Here is a 25,812-nt window from a genome sequence, read left to right as displayed (position 1 = left end):
AATTTACACTACTACTTCCTTGGAGGGAATTTGCGGTTCCCGGCTAATAATACTGCTAATCTCCCGGATGGTAATCGTTCGCGTGATCCAAAGCGCGACTGCATAAACAAGAACGCTTAGTACCGCTCGAATAATAAAAGTCATGTCCTGAAGTAAAAACAAAACCGCTCCCATCGCCAGTCCAGCAACAATAATTCTTCCCAGATGTTCACCCCGGGGACGATAGTCCAATCTTCGCACCACTGTGTAAGACGTAAGAACCACTACCAGAATTTCCGTCATCGCCGAAGTGACAGCCGCTCCGGTATAGGAGTAAAGGGGAATAAGTATCAGGTTTGTTCCTACATTTACCACCGCGCACAGTATCAGAATCTTCATAAGCGCTTTTTGCAAATTCCCCGCGATAAGAATGGTATTAAAAAAGTTACCGAAAAAGATGCAGGCCAGCGCTATAATGAGAATGCGAAGTGTCAAAGCCGACTCGGAAAATCCTGCTCCGCCGATAAGCTCAATAATGTCATCGGCCAAAAAAAAGGTTCCAATAACCAACGGCACGACCAGCAAAATAAATAATTTAAAGGTTTTATTGGACACATCTTCAAAACGCCGGCGGTTGGAAAAAATAGAGTGTGACATAATGGGTAGAATTAGTCCGATAATCATACCGGGAAAATAGCTTATGTTTTCAATAATTTTATAAGCGGCATTATAGATTCCAACGTCGGCGCTATTTCTAAGTATCGACAGTAGAATTGTATCGGCTTTGAAATAAACAAATGCGACGAAAACAGAAATTCCAACTGGAAGTGACTCGCGAAGAAATTTTTTCCAATAGGTAAAATCGAAAGAAAGACGAAAAGTCAGATAGCGGCGACTCAAAAGAAAAACCAGCGTAGAATTTACGATCATGCAAAAAAGGATTGACGCGATCACAACCAGAAATCCCAGTCGGTAGTGAACTGCCAAAACAACCACGCCTAATTGTACCATTTTTCCGATTAGTTCCGCCGTTGCCACTTTGTCCATCGCCAGGTTTTTCTGAAATATCCCGTTGAGCACCATGTAACTTGAGGAAAAGAAAAAGGCCGACGCGACTAGAAGTATTCCCATCTTCACTTCCTGAGGATAGGGGAGCAGCAGTACAATCAGCGGGGAGAGGAGCGCTATAAAAAATGAGCTCGCAATGCGCAACGTCACCACATTACCCATAATTCCTCGCTCATCAGCATCAGAACGGGAAATCTCCCTAGTAGCCACTGCGTACATTCCCAGATCCGCTAAAGCCCCAAAAAAAGCGAAAAACGCGAGCACTGTCGCGTAATTTCCAAATCCTTCTTTCCCTAGATAGCGGGTAATGAATCCTATTCCTACCAAAGCCAGTCCGGTTGAGATGATTTTAGCTACAACATTAAAGAGAATATTGTAAGCAATTTTTCGCGCGATAGCCATAGGACCTTTTACTTGTTTTTCTAAAAGGATGTTTTTGCCGGTTTTATTGCCACTTTCCGGTTTTCTCCTTCCCCGATGCTCTCGGTAATAACCTTTTCGTTGTTGGCCAGTTCCAAATGAATAATTCTTCTTTCGTAAGCCGACATTGGCCTCATAATTACAACCCTTCCTTCCGTCACAGCTTGTTCTGCCGCTGCATGCGCCTGTTCAATAACCGATTGATTTTTCTGCTGGCGGTACGAATTAACGTCTAGAATAAACCTTATCTTCTCATCTGTTTTCTTTCTCACTAACAGCCGGATGATATGCTGAAGCGCCTGAAGATTAACCCCGTACTGCCCGATAAGAAGATGGGAGTCCTTATCAACAATGATATTACAGATCAGATTTTCTTCATCGTCCTTTCCTATTTTTTCAATTTCCACTTTAGGATTAAATCCCATTTCTTTTACCAGCTTCTCTGCTGTTTGTTTGATAATTTCTTGAACTTTTTTTTCCATTGAATTGTTATATTTAAGCGTTAGGATTGTTTTTTCTCCTCACGGGAAATAAACACTTGCTGAATAATCATAAAAATCGTTGAAACAAGCCAATAAAGGGCAAGTCCAGCCGCAAATTTAATTCCAATAAATAGCGTCAAAAGAGGGCCAAGATAGAGCATTTGTTTGTTCATCATTTGAGTAAAATCCGGCCGGGAAGAATCGCTTTTTTCTTTTTCCGGTTGTTTTTTCATCAGCATTTTTGTTTGATAAAATTGGGCGGCCGCTGCCAGAATCGCCAAAATTATGCTGGGCCTTGTTAAATCCACGATTCCCAAAAAGAAATGCTTGATTGCCCCGGGGTTATTGACAAAAGAATACAATTCTTTTTCTTCTACGGCAAAAGCGGAATTGGAAATAGTTATAAGAATCCGGTAAATGGCAATCAAAAAAACCAGCTGGATTATCAATGGCAAACATCCGGAGAAAGGATTGGTTTTATTCTTTTTGTAAAATTCCATTACTTCTTTGGTTTGCTTTTCTTTGTCGTTTTTATGCTTTTGCTGAATTTCTTTAATTTTTGGCTGAAGTTCTTGGAGGCGTTTTTGTGATTCGATCTGCTTTTTATAAATAGGAATAAGAAGCGTCCGAAGTATTAGAGTGAAAGCTATTATAGCCACTCCAAAATCCTGTCCGGGAAGAACATTATAAAGAGTAATCAGAATATTATACAGAGGTTGATAAAAAATGTCGTGAAAAATTGCGCTCATTGTTTTTTATTTTGCCTTTATTAAGCCACTTTTTTCCAATAATTTTTTTACTGCCAAATCGACTTGTTGAAATTTGCCGATCCTTTCTTTTCCTTTATAAAACACTACAACATCAAATCCGGGTTTTATTCTTTTTAATTGTCGGGAAAAGGCTTCTCGCAGTAATCTTTTTATTTTATTTCTTTTAGCCGCTTTTTTCGTTGTTTTTTTTTCTATTAAAAAACCTACTCTTGTCTCTTTCTGGCTGTTTTCAGTCGCTTTCAGAGTAATGTCTCCAAAAGAAAAAAAGGTTCCTTTTTGGTACACCCTTTGAAAATCATCTTTTCTGGTCAATCTGTTTTTGGCCGGGAGCATTCTTTTTTGGGGACTATAATTTAATTCACATTTCCAAATTTTAGTTGCGCTAAGGAGTCAACTTCTTTCTTTTTTTTCTTCTTCTGTTTTTTAGAACTTTTTTTCCCTGTTTAGATTTCATCCTTTTCAAAAACCCGTGTCTTTTTTTTCTTCGCCTTTTTTTGGGCTGATATGTTCGCTTCATCGAGATTTTACCCTTGAAAAATTATAAACGACAGCTATAGGAAAGTTTATCAGCAGACCCGGAAAAGTCAATACATCATTAAGTGATTACGAGAACCCGGAATCTGATATCTTATTCACATATTATAAACAAGTTTATGAACTAATTTGACTGGTGTGAACAACTTGACCGTGATATACTTTCTTGTGCATAATACAATCGTGTTTTCTAAAACATATGACTAATGAAGAGTTATGGCAAGCTGCCTTAGGTGAAATAGAGCTTTCTATTTCTAAAGCAAATTTTGTCACTTGGTTTAAAAATACCACTATTCTTTCTAATGAAGGCGGCCGGGTGATCATTGGCGTTCCTAATGGGTTTGCTAAAGAATGGCTGGAAAATAAGTATTACGCTTACGTTCTCCGCTCTCTTCGCAATTTGCAGCAAGATATAAAAGAAGTCAGTTGCGCTGTTTATAATTTCCAGGGAACTTCTCAGAGTCCTGTAAAAAATGTAGATGCCGTCCAGATACCAAAGCAGAGCAAAAGAATGTCCGCCTCTTTGTCAGATTCTTATGATATCCACCAAGATAGCAGCTTAAATCCTAGATATTTATTTGAAAATTTCATTATTGGAGAAAGTAACGAGCTGGCGCGTGCTGCTTGTTACGCAGTTTCCCAAAACCTAGGAAGGGCTTACAATCCTCTTTTTATTTACGGCGGGGTGGGCCTGGGAAAAACCCATCTTCTTCAATCAATTGGAAATGAGATTATAAAAAAAGACGACCACAAAAAAATAAAATACATAACTTCTGAAAGATTTGCCAATGAACTTATTGAATCAATAAAAAACCAAAGTATTGCCCAGTTTAAAGCCGATTACCAGAAAATTGACTTGCTAATTATCGATGACATTCAGTTTCTTTCTGGGAAAGAAAAAACCCAAAATGAATTTTTCCATATTTTTAACGTTTTATACCAGATTAACAAACAGATTGTGATCAGCAGCGACCGACCCCCCAAGGCCATACCCACCATTGAAGAGCGTTTGCGGTCCCGCTTTGAAGGAGGTATGATAGCCGATATCGGAAAGCCAGATTTAGAGACAAGAATGGCTATTTTAAAGGCAAAATCAGCCGAGCGTGACATTTACCTGGATGACGAGACAATCAGGTTTGTCGCCGAGAACATTAAAAGCAATATCCGGGAGCTTGAGGGAGCACTAAACAGAATTATTGCTATCAGTGAGTTCAATAAAAAACCCCCTTCTTTGAAATTTGTTCGGCAGTCCCTTTCAGAAATAATCACCAGCGGCAAAAAGAAGGGTGTACAACACAAACATATTATTGACGCCGTTTCAGAATTTTATGGCATTGACGACAAAAAGCTCATTATCAAAGGAAGAAAAAAGGAAATTGCCCGCGCCCGCCAAGTTGCTATGTATCTGATGCGAAGCGAGCTTAATACTTCTTATCCTAGCATCGGAGAGCGGTTTGGTGGCCGCAACCATACCACTGCCCTTCACGCGTTTGATAAAATATCCAGAGAGGTAGAGGAGAATGAAAAGCTCAAAGAGGAAATAGAAATTATAAAAGAAAGGATTTATAATATCTAGCTGTGGATATTATGTGTACTAATACGGATATTCCTTTGTATTTCCCTTGAATATCTATTCAATTAACCTGTGAAGAAGGAATGTCGTAAATTGTTTATTTAAATTAAGAAATTATTTTCTCCTAATTTATAAACTTTTTCCCACAAAAAATAATTCTATTAATAACCTATTTATCCACAATTTAAATATTAAAAAATTGTTTTTACTAAAGCAAAAAATAATAAACATCTAATTTTATTCTTTTTATAGTAATAAATATAATCTAATTTATATAATATAATAATTTTATAAACATATGAAATTAATTTGCACTCAGGAAAATTTTAAAAAAGCGATATACAACACAGAGCGAGTAGTGGGAAGGCAAATAACCCTTCCAATTCTGGAAAATATTTTATTGGAGACGGAAAAAGGCATGTTGAAAGCTTCAGCTACTAATTTAGAAATTGGAGTATCATTAAAAATAGGAGCAAAAATAGAAAAAGAAGGAAAAATAACAGTCCCAGCTAAACTTATTAGTGGGTTTGTCAGTAATTTGCCGATTAGTGACACTATTTCCTTGGAAGTTAAAAATTCTATTTTAAAAATATCTAGCGGAGAGTATGACGCTCAAATTAAAGGACTGGGCGCCCAAGAATTTCCCATTATTCCTGAATTAGAAGGAGATTTTCTATTTTCTCTCCCTGCCCAGAAATTAAGGGATATAATTTCAAAACTGCTTGTGTGCGTTTCAATCGACAATGCCAGGCCGGAACTTACCGGAGTGAACGTGCTATTTTTTGAGAAGGAGATTCATTTAGCCGGCACTGACAGTTTTCGCCTGGCCGAAGCTATTCTTCCCGTAAAGCAGGAAAAAGACGGAAAATATCCGGTATTTATGTCCAAGGTGAATTCACTCATTATTCCGGCTCAGGCCTTTGCGGAAGTATTGCGGATCATTGGCAACGAAACCCAGGAAGTAAAAATTGCTATCGGAGAGAACCAGATTTTCTTCCAGGTTGATTCCATTAAGGTTGTGTCCCGTCTTATTAACGGGAAATATCCGGAATACAAACACATAATTCCAAAAGAATTCGCTACTCGGGCGTATCTTGGTAAAGAAGAATTATCCCGGGCGGTAAAAGTAGCCAGTATTTTCACTCACGGCAAATCCGGAGAGGTAAATTTTAAAATTGATTCCAAAAACAAAAAAGTCGTTATTCAGGCGCAATCAGAAGAAGCGGGAGAAAATAAAAGTCAGTTGCGCGCGGAAGTATCCGGCCCGGATCAAGAAATTGTATTTAATCCCCGTTACATCCTGGACGGAATTAATTCCATTAACACCTATTCTTTGGCGCTTTCCGTTAATAATAATTCTTCACCTGCTCTTCTTCAAATGATGGGTGATGAAACAAAAAAAGCCGTGAAAGAATACGCCTATGTAGTTATGCCAATAAAAAGCTAGCGCTATGAAGAGAATAAAGCTTTTATTGAAAGGTAAAAAAACCTCGGCCAAAGTAAATTTAGATGACAAAAGCATTTTCTATATTTTCCGACAAGTGGTTCAAAAAGAATATGGTAGCCGAGGCGTTGAAAATGTAACTCCCCAATTTTTTAAGAAAAAAACACTTTTTCTCCAAGCCAAAAACTCAAATTGGGCCAATGAAATCTGGATGAACCGGCGCGACATAATCAGGAAAATAAATAAAGAAATAGGAACAGAAGAAGTCGAAGAAATCAAAATAAAAAATTAAAGGAGCCTAAATAATTAAAACTGTAATTTTTTGCAAGTGTATATTAAGCTATAAATTTTAATTTTCAAATTCGATTTTTACTTTTAAATCTTGAATTTGAGGGAAATGTTATGCCTATTAAAAAATCAGCTAAAAAATATATGCGGGTTACTGGCCGGAAAACTGAAAAAAATAAAAAAATAAAAGGGATTTTAAAAAATGCCATAAAAAGAACAAAGGAAGCTGCCGAAAGCGGAAATAGTGAAGAAGCAAAGAAATGGTTAAAAATTGCCGTCAAAGCCCTTGATAAGGCAGTACAAAAAAAAGTTATTAAAAAAAATACAGCCGCCCGCAAGAAAACGCGGCTTAATAAACTGGTAAAAAATATGGGGGAAAAGTAAATAATTAACTGTATTAAAAAAAATTGGCTCCAGGGTCAATTTTTATTTTTCATGTTCTCGCGTGGCAGTCAAATCTCCATTATTAACCTGTCCAGTTCTACTTGGATATCTTCAGCTCTACCTGTCTTTAATTCCTCGTCTGTTTTTTGAAGTTTTTGATAAATATTTTTAAGTTTCTGGAGAGTAAAATTTTTGAGCTGGGGCAGGGTTTTTTGGACGACAAAAGGGTGGAGTTTAGTAATTTTAGCCAGTTTGTGTTTTTCTGCCACTCCTTGCCAATGCAGCTCACCGATTTTCAGCAGATTCCTAAACTGATAAATATACATAGAAAAGACATAAAAAGGATCCTCTCCGCTCTGAAGCTGTTGGTGAAGGAGCTTCAAGGCCTTTTTTTTATTTCCCTCTGAAGCCGCCTCTATAGTATCAAATATGTTAATATTAATCTTTGAGGTTACTAGAAAATCCACGTCTTCCTCAGTTATTTTTCCTTTTTCTCTGAAGCTCGCTAGTTTTTTGAATTCACTGCTGATTTGGAAAAGGTCGTTTCCGGTATAAGCGGCGATTTTTTCCAGGACTTTTCGGGAGATTTCCAGCGCCGGATTCAGTTCTTTCAGCTGATCAAGCATCCAGCGGGCAAGAGAAGCACCTTCTAATTTAGCGAACTTTTGCGTCTGCGCATTTTTTTTCAGAAACTGAAATAAAACACTTTTGGCATTGGGAATTTCTTTTTCCCAGAAAATTAAAACAATGTCTTTGCTCCCGAGAAGGGATTTTTTTGACCGCAGAAGATTGAGTATCTCTACCTGCTGATCTTTTCCCAGTTCAGAAATAAGATTTTTTATTATAACTAAATAAATAGAGGAAAAAAGCCCTGGGGAATTAATCAGGTCGGCCAATCTAACTTCCCTGTTCTCTTCAGCATCAACCACGCTAAGGCTGGCCTGGGCTCCGTACTTTGTAAGAAACCTGTTTTTTAACTCATCTAGTTTTTGGCGGGAACGAAAGGCATCCTCGCCGTAAAGAAAAATTATCATGAAATATGAAACCAAAACATGAAACCAATTATTGTGTTACATGTTATATGTTGCGTGTTATATGATTACTGAACTGGTTCCCATTTCAGTCGCTGCCCCGGCTCTAAAATTTCCACCCAAATTTGGCCGGGAACAAATTTTATTTCCTGGCCAGAAGTGTCATAGAAGAATAATTTACTGGCAATGTTTCCCTTGTCTTTTTTCCAAGTTCCCCGGTATTCTTTTCCGTTGAAATAATAATAAGCGTCTCCGGAGTCGGAAGTGTCCATCCAAGGATCACCCAGCTGGACATTATTATATTGGCCTTCAATCTGGGATGATTGGGCAAATAAAACCGCCACATTTTTAGGAACTATTCTTTTTCCATTATTACGATCAGTATCAAGAACATTCCCCCAGGTCCTCAAATAACTGTTTGCGCTTCTATCATAGTCATATTCAACGGCGAAAGGACCGGCAAAGGCCACTCTCAAGTGCCCGCCGCTTGGCCTCTGATCTATCGGGGGCTCAGCCTGGTGAGGATAACCGGAAAATTTATTCTCCAGGCGGTATTGGTAATATTTTACCCCTTCAATAAGCTTTGAAAATTTTGCGTACCCAGTATCCACTCCCCGCATCGTTCCATTAGCTTCTTTTCGATAGCAGAATCCGAGCCGAAGACCTGGTTTGCCGGCGTCATCGTTGCAATTAATCTGATCAATAACCCCATTGTTTAGTTGTTCCTTAAACCACTCCAAATCCGATCTTCCCCAATGGACAAAAATAGCATCCAGTCCTTTAGCCAGATGGACAAAATCGTGCCGGGCGCTTCTCATTGAACCAACGTCATCCGGGTCGTTGCAGACGTAAACTCCCATAAGGCGGGTTATTGTCGCTGTAATAACCGGCATTTCAATGACCATGTCCGCATCGGATAAGCCGGCAGCCGGGCGGGCGGGAACATCAGCTGGCTGCATTACGGCGATCGGCCGGCGATTCCAATTGTCGCAGGAAAGTCCGGAAATAGGGCTAACCGGACCCTGATTGGCAGAGCCGGCGTCCGCTTCTTGCTGATCTACTTTAATTTGTTTTACCTTGCTGGAACGAATCATTTTCCGCCCCACTGTGGCGTAAGTAATTAATCCAGCGACCAGAATGGCGATGAGAGCGATAACTATTTTTTGCTTTTTACTCATGATTTTCTTTACGAATTACCTGCCCGAAATGCTTCATTGTTGAGTTGCCATCGTTAGTTATTTTTTCGGAGCAAATAATTTCATTAATCCCGCCATATAATTAATTTTGAAGCAGGCGGGCGAATTTTATACGAATATACGAATTTAATCTCTTAATTTTCTTTCTAAAAAGAAAGAGAGGATAAAATATTCGTATATTTGTATATTAGTAAATAATTCGTAATTAGTAACCAGTTAATGTTGACACCGGGGACAGTAAAAGGCACTTCTTTGCCCCATTCTTATCCGTTTTACCATTGTACCACATTTCCGGCAGGGCTGTCCTTCGCACCGGTACACCCGGAGAACTTTTTGGAAACTTCCCGGCGCCCCGGAAGTGTCTCGATAATCAGAATCAGAAGTTCCCCTTAGTTTTATAGCTTTTTCAAGCACTTCTTTAATGGAATTATAGAGCTTTGTTCTTTCTTGAGAGTTTATATTTTTTGCTAATATTACCGGCAGCATCCCGGCCTCATAGAGAATTTCTGAAGCGTAAATATTTCCAATCCCAGAAATTAAACGCTGATCCATTAAAATATCACGGATTTTCTTGTTCTGTTTTTTATCCAGTAAAGCATTAAAAAATTTTTGAGTAAAGCCTGGACTTATAATATCAACTCCCAGTTCTTTGATTTCTTTAATTTCCCTAAGTTTTCCGGTATCAACTAATAAAATTTTCCCGAATTTTCTAAGATCCGAGAATTCCAAAGTTTTAAGTTTTGCGTTTTGGGCTTTGAGTTTCCAAACGTGGTGAATATACAGGTTTACTTTTTCCCTAAAATATTTTTGATTTTTGATTTTTGATTTTTGATTTTTAACCAGTAGGTGCCCTGTCATTTTTAGGTGAATGTAAATTGTCTTTCCGCCGGAAAGATCAATAAAGATATTTTTCCCGATTCTTCGCGCCCCTAAAATTTTTCTTCCTTTAATTTCTCTTGTAAAATTCTTAACCGATTTATTTTTAATTGCCTTCGGCCAGTCAGTCCAAAAGCCGACGATCATATCGCCTTTAATTTTCTTATTAAGATCAGTAATTATTGTTTGGACTTCAGGCAGCTCCGGCATATGCGAATTTATATACGAATTAAATTCGAATTACAATCCAAATTCGTATCTTAATTTGAATATAATTCGAATCATAATTTGCATCAGATTTCTCCCCAATTATCTCCTATTTTCACTTCAGCAACTAAAGGAACTTTCAACTGATAAACATTTTCCATAATCTCTTTTAATCTTTCGGCTACCTTTTCGGCTATTTCTTCCTTGACTTCCAGCAGTATTTCATCGTGAATCTGGAGAACCATTTTTACCCCCGGATCGTTTTGGTATTCCTTGTATATATTGATCATTGCCAGCTTCATAATGTCGGCGGCGAGCCCCTGAATCGGCATATTAATAGCCATACGTTCGGCGGCCTGTGCCACTTGAAAATTGGGAGAGTTAATTTCCGGGATATAGCGCCGGCGTCCCAGCTGCGTTTCCACATATTCATTTTTCTTGGCAAATTCTTTCGTCTCTCTTATGTAGGCAGCCACGCCGGGGAATTTTTCCATATAATCATCAATGAACTTTTTGGCCTCATCTCGATCAATTCCCGCTGCCTCCGAAAATCCAAAGATGCTCATCCCATAAATAATGCCGAAATTAAGGGCTTTAGCGCTGCGGCGCATCGTTTCGGTTACCTGGGAAGGAGAAGTTTTAAAAATTTCGGAAGCTGTCGCGCGATGGATATCTTCTCCCCGGGCAAATGTCTCAATCAGCTTTTTATCGCCGCTGACATGAGCGACCACGCGAAGATCGATTTGGGAATAATCGCCGCTTATCAATCGGAAGCCATGTTCAGTGACAAACGCGGTGCGAAGAATCTGTCCCAAATCTGTTCGGATGGGAATATTTTGCAGATTAGGATCTGATGATGAAAGACGGCCAGTCGCCGTTACCGCTTGGTTAAAAGTGGTATGAAGGCGGGAATTTTTATCAACGAGGTCCGGCAGAGTGTCGAGATAAGTAGTTTTCAGCTTAAAAAGTTCCCGGTATTCTTCAATTTTTTCGATTATTTTGTGCTTGGCGCGGAGCTTTTCCAGTTCCGCGGAAGCAGTAGAGTAACCAGTTTTGGTTTTTTTGATATCTTCGGCCGGAAGCTTTAATTTGGAAAATAATACTTCAGACAACTGTTGGGGAGAGTTGATATTAAATTCACCCTCGGCCAGCTTATAAATGCTTTTTTGCAGATTTTCGATTTTCTGCTCGATGTTTTTGGATATGCCTTTAAAAATTATGGTGTTTAACTTTACGCCGTTCATTTCCATGTGGGCTAAAATTTCAACGAGCGGCATTTCAATATTTTGGAAGATGTTTTTGAGATTGTTTTCGTTTCTCTGGGCAGTGCTTATTTTTTCCAGTTTTGGCTCGTAAATTTGCTTGAGCTTGAAAATGTAATCGGCAGCCTGGCAGATTTTCTCGGCTATTTCTTCCTTTGAATCTATTTCTAGTCCCAACTGGCCCTTTTTGCCGCGAGCCGTTATTTCTTCCCCTAATTCCTCCAGAACCAGATTTTTAAATTCAATTTTTCCTCCGGGAGCAAGAACGTAAGCCGCCAGCATAATGTCAGATAATTCGCCCTTAAGTTTAATGTCATATTTTTTTAAAACCTCAATGACATATTTTAAGTCATATCCAATTTTTTCTATATTCTCATCTTCAATAACATTTTTTATTTTTGATATTTGATTTTTAATATTGTCTACGTATCCCGCCCGCCCAGCTTCATAGGCAAAGGCAATTCCTTTCAAGTCGCTGTTATAGTATTTATCCCCGGTGGTTCTAAGATACAGTGCAATTTCTTTTTGCTCTTTTAATTTTTTTACGAATTCGTCCAGTTTGTCCGGGCTTATGTATTCAAATTTAAAGTCCTTAACTCCTCCGCTTTCAGCACTCGCGGATTCAAATTCCATTGGCTGTTTCGTGCCGGGTATCCTTTTGATCAAGCTAAAAAAATTAAGTTCCTGAAAAAGGTTTAAAATTTTTCCGCGGTCAAATTCTTGGGTGACAGAAATCTTCAGGTTAAATTCCACCGGAACGTCTTTATGAATAGTTGCCAGCCGTTTAGAAAGTATGGCCTGGGCTTTGTCCCGCTCTAGTTTTTCGCGAAGGGTGTCTCTGATTTCAGACAGATTCGCGTAAATATTTTCAATTGAATGATATTTTTGCAAAAGCTCAATGGCTGTTTTTTCGCCGATGCCCTTCACTCCGGGAATGTTGTCGGAAGGATCACCGCGCAGGCCCTTGTAATCAATCATCTGATTCGGCGCCAGTCCATAACGCTCTTTCACCGCCTGATCATCGTAAACAGTCGTGTCGCTCATTCCCCGTCGCAGGGCGTATACTTTTGTTTTTAGATCTACCAATTGCAGGGTATCCAAATCGCCGGTAACAATAATATTTTCAATTCCTCCATCCTCTTTGCTCTCCTCGGCTTGTCTTGCCAGTGTGCCAATAACGTCATCGGCTTCGAACCCTTTTTTTTCATAAACAGGAATATTAAAAGCGCGGACTACCTCCTTTACCCTTTCAATTTGATTGATCAGTTCATCTGGGGCCTTGGGACGAGTGGCCTTGTATTCTTTGTATTCTTCATGGCGGAAAGTCGGTCCTTTCAAGTCAAAAGTGGCCAGAATATAATCCGGCTTGAGTTCACTGATAACCTTAAGAAGGACACTAGTAAAGCCGTACACGGCGTTGACCAGTTCCCCTTTTTTGGTCGTAAGCGGCGGCAGGGCATGATAAGCCCGGTGAATAATAGCGTTACCGTCGATGAGGACGAGTTTTTTTGGCTTATTATCTGTCATTATTTTAAGTATATAGCTTGTTATAAATATTACAATAGCTAAAAATATATTGTTTTTTGGCTTTAAAAAGCCACTTTTTATTCTAGCTAAATTTCCATTTTTTTGCTTTAATTAAGGCATTAAGTAGTAATATAAAAAGCGAAGCAAATTAAAATAGTTTATTTAAGCAAAAATTATTAATAAGCTATTGACAACGCCTGATTTTTTTGCTACAATAAAGCGTTACAGTTCATTAATATTTTCCAGAGGGCATTTTGGCGGTTATTTGGTCATCTGAGTAATTGCCAAAATGTCCTTTGGACAGAGTAAAAAACTTGTTTCCTAATCAATAGGATTACCGACCAGTTTGGCGGGACAGCAAAAATTTAAGGAGGCCATATTATGGACCAGAAGAAGACGCTTAGTTATGAAGAACTTGTGGAAGGGATACTTACCCTTCCAACAGAAGAAGCAAAGAGAACATTAGCCAGTGTTCTCAAGGGTTTGGAAAATTTGGCACGGTCAGGAAAAATCAAAACTGTGCCGATAAAAGAATTCAGGCATGCCAAGACGGATGCAGTTAACGACATAACCGTTATCAGATCGAGGCATGTAGCGATCACGCACGACATCAACAGTTATTGGTTCTTTGCGTATCCAAACCGTTTCGAAAACAGAAGCGGTTGGAAGCACAATGAGTCGTGGAAGTTTACCACAGCTGATCTCGAAAAGGAAGTTAAAAAAATCAGGAGAGGAGCGGTTGTTATGAACTACACAAGCAGTTATGATGACCGTTGCGGACTGCAAATCGCTTTTTCTGAAGAGATAAGGACAAAAGATGAAGCGGAAACTCTTCTTCCAGCTATTGCAGTAGTAGTAGAAAGACTCCAGCGGGATTAATTTTTCGGGAATGCTTGCGAGAATCTTCGCGAGCATCCCCAATCCAAATTTTAGGCAGTTTGTAATTCATCTGTCTTTTTTATTTTCCAAAAATTCCGGTTTAAATTTCCAGCCATGGTTAAAAAAGTCAACTGGTAATTTAATGTGTTGGTATTAGATCCTGAAATGAATTCAGGATGACATGAGGGTAATTTTTCTTTTATTTTCACTTACCCACTCAAACTTAATCCGAGTGGCCCCTTTGGGAATTATTTTTCTTATCCGGTCGGCCCATTCTACGATTATTATATTACTTTTATCTTTTATAATTTCCCCCCAACCAAGATTTAAGATATCTTTAGCAGTAACACGATAGGCGTCGATATGGTAGATGTCACATAACACATAGCACATATCACGTAACAACTCTGATTTCTTATTTGTTATGTGTTTAGTGTTACGTGCTACGTGATATTGTTTTATTATCACAAACGTAGGGCTCGTGTGCGGTCCTTTTATTTTTAGTCCCTTGAGAAGCCCTTGCGCAAATGTGGTCTTGCCGGAACCCAGTTCACCGGAAAGACAAATTATTTCCCCGCCGTAAAGCTCGCGGGCGAGTAATTCGCCCAGTTTTTTGGTTTCCGCGGAGCTGTTGGTGATATAAGATTTCATACTGTTTTTATGTTAACAAGAAATGTAAAAAAGATAAAAGGCAGACTGAAACTCAATCTGCCTTTAGTTTTTGATAGAGTATTACCATCTTCGAATGTAAACAGGGTTAGGGTAACACTCTTCATATTCACGAACCAGGTAACCATACCGGTCCACTACCATTATCCTCCGGCAATCCGAAGACGTGGTGTAGACTGGTGCTGGAGTGTAATAGTACGGAGAATAGTACGGAGAAGTAAGTGCACCTGCAACAGCTCCTCCGATAATTCCTACAGCAACCCCGCCCCAGAAATTACCACCATAATGACCACCACCATGATAGTAATGACCGCCACCGTAATAACCGCCACCATGTCCGCCGCGATGTCCCCGGTCCCAGGCAAATGATGCCGTGGGAACCAACAATACTGCGACAATGAAAATAACTAAAAGAACTAAAGTTAACCTTTTCACCTCATCCTCCTTTCCCTTTATTTAAGGGATTTATAGATGTTATTTCAAATCTGTCTTTACCAAATCTTCCAGCAATTATACACCCAAACAAGGGAAAAGTCAAGCGCCGGCTTGACACCCAAATGCGACCCTGCTATCTTGTAATATCAACCCAGAAACAGTTTTCTTTCGTTAATAAGCTAACAAGTCATCATTATGGCCCTAGAGCCAATTCAGCAATTGAAAAATCTTTTAGGTCAGGCCAAACAGGTCTTGATATTTCTTCCTCAAAACCCGACTGGAGACGCTATCGGCTCCGGCTGGGCTTTTTATTTTTTTCTCAAAAGAAAAGGAATTGAAGCAACTCTCGCTTTTTCCGATGATACGGGAAGCGTTCAAAAATTCCATTTTCTTCCCCAGCCCAAAGAAATTACCCATCGTATTTCCGGCGCGCGGGATTTCATGCTGTCTTTTAACACCCGTTTGAACAAAATAACAAATGTGCGGACTGCCACTGAAGGGGAAGAATTCAAAATCTATATTACTCCCGAACGCGGCGCGATTGATCCCCAGGATTTTTCTTTTATTCCGGCAAAGTTCAAATATGATCTCGTGGTGGTGCTTGACTGCCCTGACAAGGAATCAGTCGGAAAATTATACGAAGAAAACTCAGACATATTTTACGAAGTTCCAATTGTAAACATTGATCATCATAGCACTAATGATAATTTCGGGCAGATTAATTTTGTAGATATGACCGCTTCATCAACTGCCGAAATTCTCGCAGGACTGATTGAGTCACTGGATCCTTTCTCCCTGGATGAGACGATAGTCAATTGCCTTTTGGCCGGAATCATCAGTGCCACTAATAGTTTTCAAAAAAGAAATACCACTCCCAAGGCCTTAACCATTGCGGCTAAACTGATGGAAAAAGGAGCCGATCAGAAGAGAATCGTAAGATACTTGTATAAGACCCAGCCGCTTCATATTTTGAAGCTCTGGGGACGGGTAATGGCCCGGCTTAAGTGGGATGAAAATCTGGGGCTGGTCTGGGCTCCGGTGTATCTAGAGGACTTTGTTCAGAGCCGAAGCAATCCTAAGGACCTTCCTTTAATTTTAGAGAAAATTAAAGATAATTATTCAACGGGAAGAATATTTCTAGTATTTTACAATGAAACAACTGACACTTTAGCCGGAATAGCCAAATGCGCCAAAGCGGAGGACCTGGGTAAAATTTCTTCTCTTTTTGGCGGGAGTGTCTTTCAGGACTCTGTTACTTTTCGCCTGCGCGGAAAAGACATGATCGAAGCCGAGCAGGAAATCGTGAATAAACTTTCAAAAATAACAGAGCAAAGCTCCCCGACTCCGTTTTAAATTTTTTTAACTGCCTTCGGAAAAAGAAATTAAAGAAAGCCAGAATATATTCTGACTTTTTATTTTTGCTCGCCAGTGTAAAATGCGGTACAATAGTCGTAACTCTATGGTTAAAGTTTTCCGCAAAACACTGCCGGCTGATAAAGAAAAAGATATCAGGGCGTCTCAAGTCCTGCGGCGAATGCGTAAGGAATCGGAAGAAGAACAAGCCGCGGCGCTGGCCAAAAAACACAATCTTTTTTACGTTGATCTCAATCTCTTTCCTTTGAGCGGCGATGAGCTTCGCTCTCTTCCCGAAGAGGAGGCGCGCCGTTTTCAAGTGGCCGTCTTTCAGAAAGCTGGGAAAAACATCCGGCTGGCGCTGACCAATCCCGGAAGCCGTGAAACACTGGATTACGTCAAAAAACTTCAGCAAGAAAATGGTTGGAACATCCGCCTTTATGTCGTTTCGCTTTCTTCGCTTAGCAAAGCCCTGAATAAGTATAAAGAGACACCGCTTTTGGAAAATCTGGACGCTCTCCGCCTGTCTCTTAGCGGAAAAGACCTTGAAGAATTTGAAAGGGAATTCAAGGATCTGCTGGAACTCAAAAAAAGGATCCGGGAAATTCCCACCACCCAGATTATCACTACCATTATGGCCGGGGCGGTGAAGATGAAAGCCAGCGACATTCATTTTGAGCCGCAGGAAGAAGAAGTGCGTCTGCGCTATCGCCTGGACGGAGTTCTGCAGGATGTCGGATATCTGCCTCTGGATATTTACCGCTTCATCATATCGCGGGTGAAAATGATGGGAGGAATGAAACTCAACATCCGTGATATTGCCCAGGACGGGCACTTCAATGTCAATCTGGAAAACGGGCTAATCAATATCCGCGTCAGCATCATTCCCGGAAACCGCGGAGAGAGCATCGTGATGCGTCTTCTCAATCAAGCCGATGTCCTCTTGAGAGTTGAGGAACTGGGATTGCGGGGACTAGCTTATGAGCAAGTGCAAAAACAGACAGAAAAGCCCCATGGGATGATTCTCAACACCGGCCCCACCGGATCCGGGAAAACCACAACGCTTTACGCCGTTCTTAACCGGATCAATGTACCGGGAGTGAAAATAATAACTATTGAAGACCCGGTGGAATATGAAATAAAAGGAATCTCCCAGACGCAGGTGTCCAAGAGCCGGGGGTACACTTTCGAAAAGGGATTGCGGGCGATAGTGCGACAGGATCCGGACGTGATTCTGGTTGGCGAGATCCGCGACGAAGAAACGGCCGACATTGCCCTTAACGCCGCACTAACTGGGCATCTGGTGCTTTCCACGATTCACACCAACAGCGCGGCTGGCGCTGTTCCGCGCCTGATAGAATTGGGAGTCAAACCCAACCTTATTGCTCCAGCGGTGAGCGCTCTTATCGCCCAGCGCCTGGTGCGAAAAATTTGTCCTCACTGCCGGGAGGTCTATCAGCCCGCCAAGGAAACAGCCAACTCAATCAAAAAGATTCTGGCGATAATCTCCCCGAAGTCAAAAATGGAAATCCCCAAAGATATCCTTCAATTATATCGGCCAAAAGGTTGCCCCCGTTGCCATAATCTGGGATATCGGGGGAGAATCGGAGTTTTCGAGGTTCTCACCATGAGCGAATCAATCGAAAAACTTATTTTAAACATGGCCAGCGAAGGAGAAATAACTCAAGCCGCTTTGGAAGAAGGCATGATAACTATGGCGCAAGATGGGATCATGAAAGCCATTGAGGGAATCACTTCACTGGAAGAGGTATGGCGGGTGACGGGGCAAACCGAATTCCTTGAAGAGATTTATGAAAAATTAATGGAGCAGTCGCTTTCCCGGGCGATCGAAATACCTCAAGAAGATTTGGAAAAGGTTTCTAAAAATACATCCTCCTTCGAAAAATTCGCCGAGTTTTTGAAAGGCGCTAATCAAAAAGACGCTCTGCGCTACGTTATCGCGGCGGCGCTTTTGCTTTCCGCCGGCGATATTCATATCGAGCCGGAAGAGAAAGAGGTCTTGGTGCGCCTTCGCATTGACGGGATTTTGCAAACCATCGGGCGGATTCCCCTCAATGAATACCCGACATTTTTAGGAGAGATAAAAATACTTTCCGGGCTTAAAGCTGAACTTCGCCAAGGAGTAAAAGACAGCCGTTTTTCCATAGCCATAGACCGGCCGTTTAAAAATATAACTGAAATAAAAGTGGACGTGCGCGTTTCCATAATTTTAGGCGGCTACGGAGAAACAGTCGTGATGCGCCTTCTCAATCGGGGAGCGGTGGCGCTGGATGTTGATAAACTGGGGATCAGAAAACAAAATCTGGATAAAATCCTTCATGAAATCAAAAAGCCCAATGGATTTTTTCTCAATACCGGTCCCACCGGATCCGGAAAAACAACGACGCTTTACAGTTTGCTGCGGGTGCTCAATAAACCCGAAGTTAAAGTAATCACCGTGGAGGATCCGATTGAATACCAGCTGACGGGGATTTTACAAACACAGGTTAGTGACAAAGAAGGATACACTTTTCCCACGGCCCTGCGCTCGCTTCTTCGCCAAAACCCCGACATTATGATGATTGGTGAAATCCGCGATGAGGAAACAGCCGGCATCGCTGTTCAATCGGCGCTCACTGGACATTTGGTTTTATCAACTTTGCATACCAATGACGCGCCCGGCGCTATTCCCCGCCTTCTCAATATGGGAGTGAGAACCGATGATTTAGCCACCGCCGCCAATGGATTTATGGCGCAGCGGCTGGTGCGAAAACTTTGTGAGTGCCGGGAAAAAATTAAGCCCACCGCGGAAGAAAAAGAAAAGATAAAAAATATTATTAAGTCAATTTCACCCAAAGCGGGAGTAAAAATTCCCCCCGGAAGTTACATTTACAAGCCCAAAGGGTGCGCCAAATGCAACGGCATCGGCTACAAAGGCCGTACCACTGTGAGTGAGGTCTTAGTAATTGACAAAGCCGTCCAGGAAATGATTTATGCTAACGAACTTTCCACCCACATCCGCGACAAAGCCATTGAAAACGGAATGCTCACTATGCAGCAGGACGGGATCCTTAAGGTTTTGGAAGGCGAGACGACATTGGAGGAAGTGGAGAGAGTAACGGAAGAATAAATAAAAAATCAAAATGCAAAAATCAAAAGTTTTGCTTTAATGTCATCCCGGGCTTGACCCGGGATCTAATTTTTATGAAACAATATTGTGTTTACATTTTGACCAATAAAATTAATACAGTAATTTATACCGGAGTTACTGGTAATTTATCTAAAAGAATTTATGAGCATAAAAATAAACTGGTTGATGGTTTTACTAAAAGATACAATTTGAAAAAATTAGTATATTTTGAGCAGACTGAAGATGTCAGAAGCGCCTTAACCAGAGAAAAACAGCTTAAAAATTGGAAACGTGAATGGAAAATTGATTTAATCAATAAAAGTAATCCCAAATGGAAAGATTTAAGTGAAACATTGCTTGGATAAGTATTTGTCATTCCGGCCTTCGAGCCGGAATCTAATTAGATGCTGAATCGAGTTCAGCATGACAATTCATTTGGGTTTAATAAAAAAATAAAGGGCATGGATTTCTCCGTGTCCCTTTATAGTTTTTTTGAGCAATAGCACAATTATTCTCCGGGTTGATATTTCTTTGTCGCCTCGACCGTCGTTCCTTTAACCAGGAAAACCTTTTCAATCTCACCATCCTTGTAAACAATCGTTATTTTAGCATTAGACGAATGGTATCCTTTAATGGGAACTTTGTTGAGGTCAACTTCTTTTGTCAACTCATTTTGTAATGTCAAATAACCGTCTTGCTTACCTAGTGCTAAAAAACCAAAGGATGTTGCAGCAGCTCCTATAATCATAAGAATTAATAACACTAGCCCGAGTTTGTCTTTCCTGAATTTGATCGCTGCTCCAATAGCTCCTACTGCTAATATTGAAAGTCCCACAAGAATAACAATTTTCATTGTCTTCTCCTCCTTCCTCAAAACTTTTGTTCAGAAAATAGGAATAACAATAAAACCAACAAATCCCCCAATTGCCATCGCGCTAGCAAAAACCCAAGGGTTATTTGGATGCCAAATCCCTGTGATAGCCGAAAAGCCAACAACAGTCGCTCCAACCAAGAAAGTTATCATTATTTGAATTAAATACCTCGTTTCCATCTTTCTTCCCTCCTTTGTTAAAAAACTTTTTTAATTTGTTTCATGTTGCATGTTTCATGCTTCATGAATATATCACTAATCTGTAGACAATCCTGGAAATGTGATCCCCAGGGAGAGAACAATGTCGAGGAGAACAAGAGCCGAAACCCCTGCACCCATATCTGGACAAGAAAGTTCCCTGAATTGATGGCAAAAGATAGTCACCACCAATTGTCTACAGCTTACTGCTAGTCATCGGAAATTGCACCCAAAAGCGCATATTTACAGATGACAGACCAGTTTAGCACGACTTTCAAAGTTTGTCAAATCGTAGTATACTCTCTAATATGGGGTCAAATAACGGGTAATTAAGGAACAAATCTACATCAGCTTATGATCACCAATTCCAGTGAGAAAATTGAGGATGTTAAACTGGACACTACGCTTCGGCCCAATAGCTTTTTTGAATACGTCGGGCAGGAAAAAGTAAAGAAAAATTTGCGAATTGTCATTGAAGCAGCCAAAAAACGCGGCGAGCCAATCGAACACGTTCTCCTTTACGGCCCGGCAGGACTAGGGAAAACAACCCTGGCCTACATTATTGCCAAGGAAATGGGAGCGAGCATCAAGATCACTTCCGGTCCGGCGATTGAGCGGGTAGGAGATCTGGGATCAATTCTTACCAATCTTCAGGATGGAGATATTTTTTTTATTGATGAAATACACCGGCTTAATAAATTAATTGAAGAAGTGCTTTACCCAGCAATGGAGGATCACAAGCTTGATATAATCATCGGCAAGGGCCCATCAGCGCGCACACTTCAGCTGGAACTTCCCCATTTTACTTTGATTGGCGCCACTACCCGATTAGGCGCTATTTCCAATCCATTGCGCAACCGGTTCGGCATCATCCACCGTCTAGACTTTTATGGTGAGGAGGAAATTCAAAAAATAATTAATCGCTCCAGCAAGATATTGGACGTGAATGTGGAAAATGACGCAGCCAGGGAAATGGCGGTCCGCAGCCGGCAGACCCCCCGGGTGGCTAACAGGATTCTAAAGCGCGTGCGCGACTTTGCTCAAATTAGCAACCACGATGTGATAACAGCCGAAGTTACCTGCCAGGCGTTAAAAATGTTGGACATTGATGATGTGGGCTTGGAACTGATTGACCGGCATATTCTGGAAACAATAATTCTAAAATTCAACGGAGGCCCGGTGGGAGTGCAGACCATCGCGGCGGCGACATCCGAGGAAATTCAAACAATTGAAGATGTATTTGAGCCGTATCTCATTCAGATTGGCTTTTTAGCCAGGACTCCCCGCGGGCGCGTTGTCACCGAAAACGCTTTTCGGCATTTGGGGCATAAGTTGCCCAGTAATCATCAGCAAAAACTGATGTAATCTCTACGAACTACGAATCATATACGAATATACTAATTATCAAAACCCTTCTTAGGCATAATTGAAATTCGTATATTAGTACTTGATTCGCCACCGCCTCAGCGGGGTCCCGCTTTAGCGGGATAATTAGTAGACAAACTAGTATGATCGCTATTTTTGGAATTTTCTATCTCATCCTTTTTTTATTTTTCACTATCGCCGCGCTTTTTATTGTTTATCACGTTATCAAGTATTCTTTTAGCAAAAGCGTGATGGTTTTAACATTGACTATTTTCCTTTCCGTGTTCGGCGCGCTTCTTTTTTCCAACCTGATGCTGTTTTTATCCCTGCGGTGGGATGAAATATTTTCCAACTTAAATCTCTAAAGCACGACAATGAAAAGATTGCACGCGTTTCATTTTAAAGAGATAGGCGAGCAGGAGAGGATAATTAAAGTTATCCATCGCCACTGGTTTGACATTCTTCAGCAGTTTTTTATTGTTATTTTTCTGGTCGCGGCTCTGGCGTCAGGATTTTTTGTCTTGCCGGCGCTGTTTTCTGTTTTTCAGCAGAATAACTTTTATGCTCTAATGCTTTTTTTAGAGACCATTTTTGTCCTCTTTATCTGGATCTATGCGTTTTTTGTCTGGATTGATTACTATTTTGACGTCTGGATCATTACCTCTGAGCGGGTAGTGAATATTGAGCAAAAAGGGCTTTTTATGCGTCAGGTAAGCGAACTAAAATTCGCCAAAATTCAGGATGTAACAGCCGAGGTGGAAGGATTTTTTCCAACTATTCTTAACTATGGAGACGTTCATATTCAGACAGCTGGAGAAGAGGAGCGATTTATTTTCCGCCAGATTCCCGATCCTTACGGCATAAAAAGCATCGTTATGGACTTGCAGAAACAGCAGGAAGCAAAGAGGGTGAATGAACTGGGAGAAATAATGGAAAAAATAAAACAATAGAAAAAAATATAAATTCGGGTGAAAAACAAAAATACAAAAGTAAATTTATTTTTGTTTTCAATCCTGCTTACAGCGGGATTTTTTGGTTTTTCCCAACCTATTCTGGCGAAAAATTTTAATCAATTAATTATCTCTGAAGTTTTAATCGGCACCAATTCAGCCAACGAGGAATTTATTGAACTGTTCAATCCAACCGATGACGATATTAATCTGCAGACCCTACCCTTAAAACTGCATATTGTTAATTCCGCTGGAACCGATACTAATAAAACGCTTTCTTTCAAAAATTCTATTATTGAAGCGGGGAACTATTATCTGATCTCCTCCGTTGATTATTATGAAAAATATAAACAAGAAACGACGATCGGTACGGTTTATTCCGCTTCACTTGTTTCAAACGGAGCGGTATATATCAGTACCTCGGCGACTAAAAACGTTGATGTTATTGATTTAATTTGTTGGGGAAATTCCCAAAAATGTTCATATAATCTCTCAAATCCAATAAAAAATTACAGTATTGAAAGAATGGAAAATAGTTATAACTGGCAGGAAAGCTATGATCCTGGAGGAACACCGGGAAAGAAAGCTTCAAAACCAAAAGTATACACGGAAAAAATCAGTATAAATGAGATATATCCTCATCCGAATGATCCTCTGACGCAAGACGAATTTGTTGAACTGTATAATTCCAGTGATAAGCTTGAAAAATTAACTAATTGGCGGATTGAAGACCGAGCCGGCAAGAAATGCGATCTTTCCGGAAAAGAAATTTCAGGCAATGGTTTTTTACTAATCGGAAAAGGCAATACAAATTGTGAGCTTGCTCTTAATGATACTAGTGGAGAGATCTTAAAACTTTATAATCCACAGGACAAAATCCCAGTTTCCTCAGTTGAATATAAGGGAAGTGCCAAAGAAGGTGTTTCTTACAATTTCGACGGCGCGTCTTGGCGCTGGAGCCGGTTTTTGACTCCCGGGGAAGAAAATAAATTTAATCAATTGCCTGATTCCAAGTCCAAGAATGACAAAAAAATTTATGTCGGGGTCTATGCCGAATTTTCCGCCAAAGCCAAGGACAAGGATAAAGATAAGTTAAAATACACCTGGGATTTTGGGGATGGCCACAAGAGTTACAAAAAGGAAACGAAGCACAAATACGAAAAGGCCGGGAAATACAAAGTGACTCTCAAGATATTTGATGGTAGTGAAGAAAAAATTGAAACTTTTAAGATTAAAGTCAAAAAATTTCCCCGCGATAAAGTAAAGATAAAATCAATCTGCCCAAATCCCGTCGGCAATGATAGCAAGAATGAATGGGTATCAGTTAAAAACTATTCGGATGACGAAATCAATCTCAAAAGCTGGAGCATCGCCACCGGGTCCAAAAAACTTTACAATCATTGGATCAAGGACGATTTTAGTATTAGTCCGGGAGAAGAAAGAATAATCACCAGAAAATACGTGAGCTTTGCTCTTAATAATGAAAAAGGAAAAGTAGAATTGCGCTATCCGGATGGCAAAAAAGCTTATCAAGTTAAATATGACAAGGACGGGAAAAAAGCGGAGGAAAACGAGGTTTACAAAAAGATGGAAAGCGGATGGCAGTGGATCAAATCACCAAAAAACATAAAAACAGAAGAACAAGAAAACGTAGAAACAGAAACACAGGAAAATGAAGTCATTGAAGAAGAAGATTTTGAAGAATTTATGGACGGGCAGTCGGAGGATTTATCCGGCGAGGAAAAACAAAACGAGCTATTCAATTATGGGACGAATATTAAACTGGCCAGCTATGTTCAGGGTAACCAAGGCAGAGTTTTGGGTGCCAAAACGGTCAGAAGCGAGGAAAATATTTACACCTTCACTTCTCCGATTTTGGAAGAAGAACACTACGCAGTAAAATTTTTCAAAAACTTAGGAACAGAGATAAACTTCTTTATTAATAAAGCAATTCTATTAATTTCCAGTTGGTGATCATTCCTTTGTCATTAGTCTGTTAACTTTCGTTGTATATGCAGCAAAAGTTAACAGTATTAAAAACAAAAAGGAGAGGCGACTTTTTCTTGAAATTAGGCCTTTAAAATGCTATCATTGTATCATATAACATACAACATGAGACATGTAACAAATTAAGAAATCAGGCCTGCCGCATGTTATATGTTTTATGCTTCATGATCATATGTCAGGTCACTCCCATTGGGCGGGAATAAAACATAAAAAGGCGATAACGGATGCCAAGCGAGCGAATGTTTTTACCAAATTCGGACGGGCAATTTCCATTGCTTCTCGGGAAGGCGGGAGCAATCCGGAAACAAACTGGAAATTAAAGTTAGCCATTGACCAAGCCAAAAGTGTTAACATGCCGAAGGAAAATATTGAGCGGGCTATCAAGCGAGGAACCGGCGAGCTTAAAGGCGAAACAGTGGAAGAAGTAATTTATGAGGCCTACCTGCCCGTACAGCAGGCGGGTGGTTCCGGGCAGGTGGCAATGCTCATTAAAACCGCGACGGATAATAAAAATCGGACACTCGGAGAGTTAAAAAATATTTTAACTAAAGCCGGAGGCAAATTAGTCCCCGCTGGTTCAGTAAGTTATCTTTTTAAGCAAGTGGGAAATATTAATATTCCAGTAGGAGCTGATGAAGACCCATATGAGCTGGAATTGAAAGCCATTGAAGCAGGCGCAGAAGACATAATTTATTCCGGCGGAACTTTAACGGTTTTTACGAAATCAGAAGAGTTACAGAAAGTAAAAGAACATTTAGAAAAGCATAAAGTATCAATTGAAAACGCCGGTCTTGTATTTGCCCCGCTTCAGAAAATTTCTTTAGATCAGGATACAAAGCTGGACTATGAAAAACTTTTGGAAGCGCTTGATAACCAAGACGATGTTCAAGAAATCTTTGATAATTTATAAATAG

25 protein-coding genes are annotated in these 25,812 nt (G+C 40.2%); 13 read left to right on the top strand and 12 right to left on the bottom strand.

Features of this window, described 5'->3' with window-relative positions; translation table 11 throughout:
- Positions 1 to 3: 3 nt before the first annotated feature.
- The 5 genes from NT136_00280 to rpmH are packed head-to-tail and all read right to left on the bottom strand — an operon-like array spanning position 4 to position 3,236.
- Complete coding sequence (locus NT136_00280; GenBank protein ID MCX6765401.1) at positions 4 to 1,449, bottom strand: flippase; 1,446 nt, start codon at positions 1,447 to 1,449, stop codon at positions 4 to 6.
- 20 nt (positions 1,450 to 1,469) lie between these two features.
- A complete protein-coding gene (locus tag NT136_00275; GenBank protein ID MCX6765400.1) occupies positions 1,470 to 1,949 on the bottom strand; it encodes a hypothetical protein in 480 nt (159 codons plus the stop codon).
- Positions 1,950 to 1,969: 20 nt separating this feature from the next.
- A complete protein-coding gene (locus NT136_00270; GenBank protein ID MCX6765399.1) occupies positions 1,970 to 2,698 on the bottom strand; it encodes a YidC/Oxa1 family membrane protein insertase in 729 nt (242 codons plus the stop codon).
- A gap of 6 nt (positions 2,699 to 2,704) precedes the next feature.
- On the bottom strand, positions 2,705 to 3,052 hold the full coding sequence (gene rnpA, locus NT136_00265; GenBank protein MCX6765398.1) for a ribonuclease P protein component: 348 nt from the start codon (positions 3,050 to 3,052) through the stop codon (positions 2,705 to 2,707).
- A 49-nt stretch (positions 3,053 to 3,101) separates the two neighbouring features.
- The gene (gene rpmH / locus NT136_00260) at positions 3,102 to 3,236 is read right to left on the bottom strand and encodes a 50S ribosomal protein L34 (GenBank protein MCX6765397.1); all 135 of its coding nucleotides are present in this window, start codon (positions 3,234 to 3,236) and stop codon (positions 3,102 to 3,104) included.
- A gap of 216 nt (positions 3,237 to 3,452) precedes the next feature.
- On the opposite strand from rpmH, the gene dnaA reads away from it, so the two are divergent.
- The 4 genes from dnaA (at position 3,453) to rpsT (ending at position 6,942) form a co-directional block, all read left to right on the top strand.
- Positions 3,453 to 4,829 carry a chromosomal replication initiator protein DnaA gene (dnaA, locus tag NT136_00255; protein ID MCX6765396.1) on the top strand — a complete coding sequence of 459 codons (1,377 nt, stop codon included), beginning with the start codon at positions 3,453 to 3,455 and terminating at the stop codon, positions 4,827 to 4,829.
- 295 nt (positions 4,830 to 5,124) lie between these two features.
- Complete coding sequence (dnaN, locus tag NT136_00250; GenBank protein MCX6765395.1) at positions 5,125 to 6,273, top strand: DNA polymerase III subunit beta; 1,149 nt, start codon at positions 5,125 to 5,127, stop codon at positions 6,271 to 6,273.
- A gap of 4 nt (positions 6,274 to 6,277) precedes the next feature.
- Positions 6,278 to 6,562, top strand: coding sequence for a DciA family protein (locus NT136_00245; GenBank protein MCX6765394.1), 285 nt, complete (start codon positions 6,278 to 6,280; stop codon positions 6,560 to 6,562).
- Between the two features lie 110 nt (positions 6,563 to 6,672).
- Complete coding sequence (gene rpsT / locus NT136_00240) at positions 6,673 to 6,942, top strand: 30S ribosomal protein S20 (protein ID MCX6765393.1); 270 nt, start codon at positions 6,673 to 6,675, stop codon at positions 6,940 to 6,942.
- 68 nt (positions 6,943 to 7,010) lie between these two features.
- Here the strand turns inward: rpsT and holA are convergent, their stop codons facing one another.
- From holA to polA, 4 genes are all read right to left on the bottom strand, one after another.
- Positions 7,011 to 7,976 (bottom strand): DNA polymerase III subunit delta, encoded by a 966-nt coding sequence (gene holA, locus NT136_00235; protein ID MCX6765392.1) that lies wholly within the window; start codon positions 7,974 to 7,976, stop codon positions 7,011 to 7,013.
- Between the two features lie 65 nt (positions 7,977 to 8,041).
- Entirely contained in the window at positions 8,042 to 9,151 is a 1,110-nt protein-coding gene (locus tag NT136_00230) for a DUF3048 domain-containing protein (protein ID MCX6765391.1), read from the bottom strand.
- A gap of 234 nt (positions 9,152 to 9,385) precedes the next feature.
- The gene (mutM, locus tag NT136_00225; protein MCX6765390.1) at positions 9,386 to 10,255 is read right to left on the bottom strand and encodes a bifunctional DNA-formamidopyrimidine glycosylase/DNA-(apurinic or apyrimidinic site) lyase; all 870 of its coding nucleotides are present in this window, start codon (positions 10,253 to 10,255) and stop codon (positions 9,386 to 9,388) included.
- Between the two features lie 83 nt (positions 10,256 to 10,338).
- On the bottom strand, positions 10,339 to 13,041 hold the full coding sequence (gene polA / locus NT136_00220) for a DNA polymerase I (protein ID MCX6765389.1): 2,703 nt from the start codon (positions 13,039 to 13,041) through the stop codon (positions 10,339 to 10,341).
- A gap of 381 nt (positions 13,042 to 13,422) precedes the next feature.
- On the opposite strand from polA, the gene NT136_00215 reads away from it, so the two are divergent.
- Positions 13,423 to 13,920 carry a hypothetical protein gene (locus NT136_00215; GenBank protein ID MCX6765388.1) on the top strand — a complete coding sequence of 166 codons (498 nt, stop codon included), beginning with the start codon at positions 13,423 to 13,425 and terminating at the stop codon, positions 13,918 to 13,920.
- Positions 13,921 to 14,091: 171 nt separating this feature from the next.
- Here NT136_00215 and NT136_00210 read toward each other — a convergent pair whose 3' ends face one another.
- The gene (locus NT136_00210; protein ID MCX6765387.1) at positions 14,092 to 14,571 is read right to left on the bottom strand and encodes a tRNA (adenosine(37)-N6)-threonylcarbamoyltransferase complex ATPase subunit type 1 TsaE; all 480 of its coding nucleotides are present in this window, start codon (positions 14,569 to 14,571) and stop codon (positions 14,092 to 14,094) included.
- Between the two features lie 648 nt (positions 14,572 to 15,219).
- On the opposite strand from NT136_00210, the gene NT136_00205 reads away from it, so the two are divergent.
- The 3 genes from NT136_00205 to NT136_00195 all read left to right on the top strand — a co-directional run bounded on the left by NT136_00205 (position 15,220) and on the right by NT136_00195 (position 19,872).
- Positions 15,220 to 16,377, top strand: coding sequence for a DHH family phosphoesterase (locus tag NT136_00205; GenBank protein MCX6765386.1), 1,158 nt, complete (start codon positions 15,220 to 15,222; stop codon positions 16,375 to 16,377).
- A gap of 106 nt (positions 16,378 to 16,483) precedes the next feature.
- Positions 16,484 to 19,507 carry a GspE/PulE family protein gene (locus NT136_00200; protein ID MCX6765385.1) on the top strand — a complete coding sequence of 1,008 codons (3,024 nt, stop codon included), beginning with the start codon at positions 16,484 to 16,486 and terminating at the stop codon, positions 19,505 to 19,507.
- 74 nt (positions 19,508 to 19,581) lie between these two features.
- Positions 19,582 to 19,872: a GIY-YIG nuclease family protein gene (locus tag NT136_00195; protein ID MCX6765384.1), complete on the top strand. Its 291-nt coding sequence runs from the start codon at positions 19,582 to 19,584 to the stop codon at positions 19,870 to 19,872.
- A 143-nt stretch (positions 19,873 to 20,015) separates the two neighbouring features.
- On the opposite strand, the gene NT136_00190 is transcribed toward NT136_00195, so the two are convergent.
- Positions 20,016 to 20,360 carry a hypothetical protein gene (locus NT136_00190; protein ID MCX6765383.1) on the bottom strand — a complete coding sequence of 115 codons (345 nt, stop codon included), beginning with the start codon at positions 20,358 to 20,360 and terminating at the stop codon, positions 20,016 to 20,018.
- A 30-nt stretch (positions 20,361 to 20,390) separates the two neighbouring features.
- Positions 20,391 to 20,558, bottom strand: a complete 168-nt coding sequence (locus tag NT136_00185; GenBank protein ID MCX6765382.1) for a hypothetical protein — start codon at positions 20,556 to 20,558, stop codon at positions 20,391 to 20,393.
- Between the two features lie 372 nt (positions 20,559 to 20,930).
- On the opposite strand from NT136_00185, the gene ruvB reads away from it, so the two are divergent.
- The 5 genes from ruvB to NT136_00160 all read left to right on the top strand — a co-directional run bounded on the left by ruvB (position 20,931) and on the right by NT136_00160 (position 25,808).
- Positions 20,931 to 21,941 (top strand): Holliday junction branch migration DNA helicase RuvB, encoded by a 1,011-nt coding sequence (ruvB, locus tag NT136_00180; protein ID MCX6765381.1) that lies wholly within the window; start codon positions 20,931 to 20,933, stop codon positions 21,939 to 21,941.
- A gap of 143 nt (positions 21,942 to 22,084) precedes the next feature.
- Entirely contained in the window at positions 22,085 to 22,306 is a 222-nt protein-coding gene (locus NT136_00175; GenBank protein MCX6765380.1) for a hypothetical protein, read from the top strand.
- A gap of 9 nt (positions 22,307 to 22,315) precedes the next feature.
- On the top strand, positions 22,316 to 22,891 hold the full coding sequence (locus NT136_00170) for a PH domain-containing protein (GenBank protein MCX6765379.1): 576 nt from the start codon (positions 22,316 to 22,318) through the stop codon (positions 22,889 to 22,891).
- Positions 22,892 to 22,909: 18 nt separating this feature from the next.
- Positions 22,910 to 24,865 carry a lamin tail domain-containing protein gene (locus tag NT136_00165; GenBank protein ID MCX6765378.1) on the top strand — a complete coding sequence of 652 codons (1,956 nt, stop codon included), beginning with the start codon at positions 22,910 to 22,912 and terminating at the stop codon, positions 24,863 to 24,865.
- A gap of 190 nt (positions 24,866 to 25,055) precedes the next feature.
- The gene (locus NT136_00160) at positions 25,056 to 25,808 is read left to right on the top strand and encodes a YebC/PmpR family DNA-binding transcriptional regulator (GenBank protein MCX6765377.1); all 753 of its coding nucleotides are present in this window, start codon (positions 25,056 to 25,058) and stop codon (positions 25,806 to 25,808) included.
- The last annotated feature ends 4 nt before the right edge of the window (positions 25,809 to 25,812 follow it).

It is taken from the genome of Candidatus Moraniibacteriota bacterium (assembly GCA_026396275.1).
Classification (GTDB): domain Bacteria; phylum Patescibacteriota; class Minisyncoccia; order Moranbacterales; family JAPLXC01; genus JAPLXC01.
The sequence above is the reverse complement of the archived record's forward strand: the minus strand, read 5'-3'. Positions and strand labels throughout refer to the sequence as shown.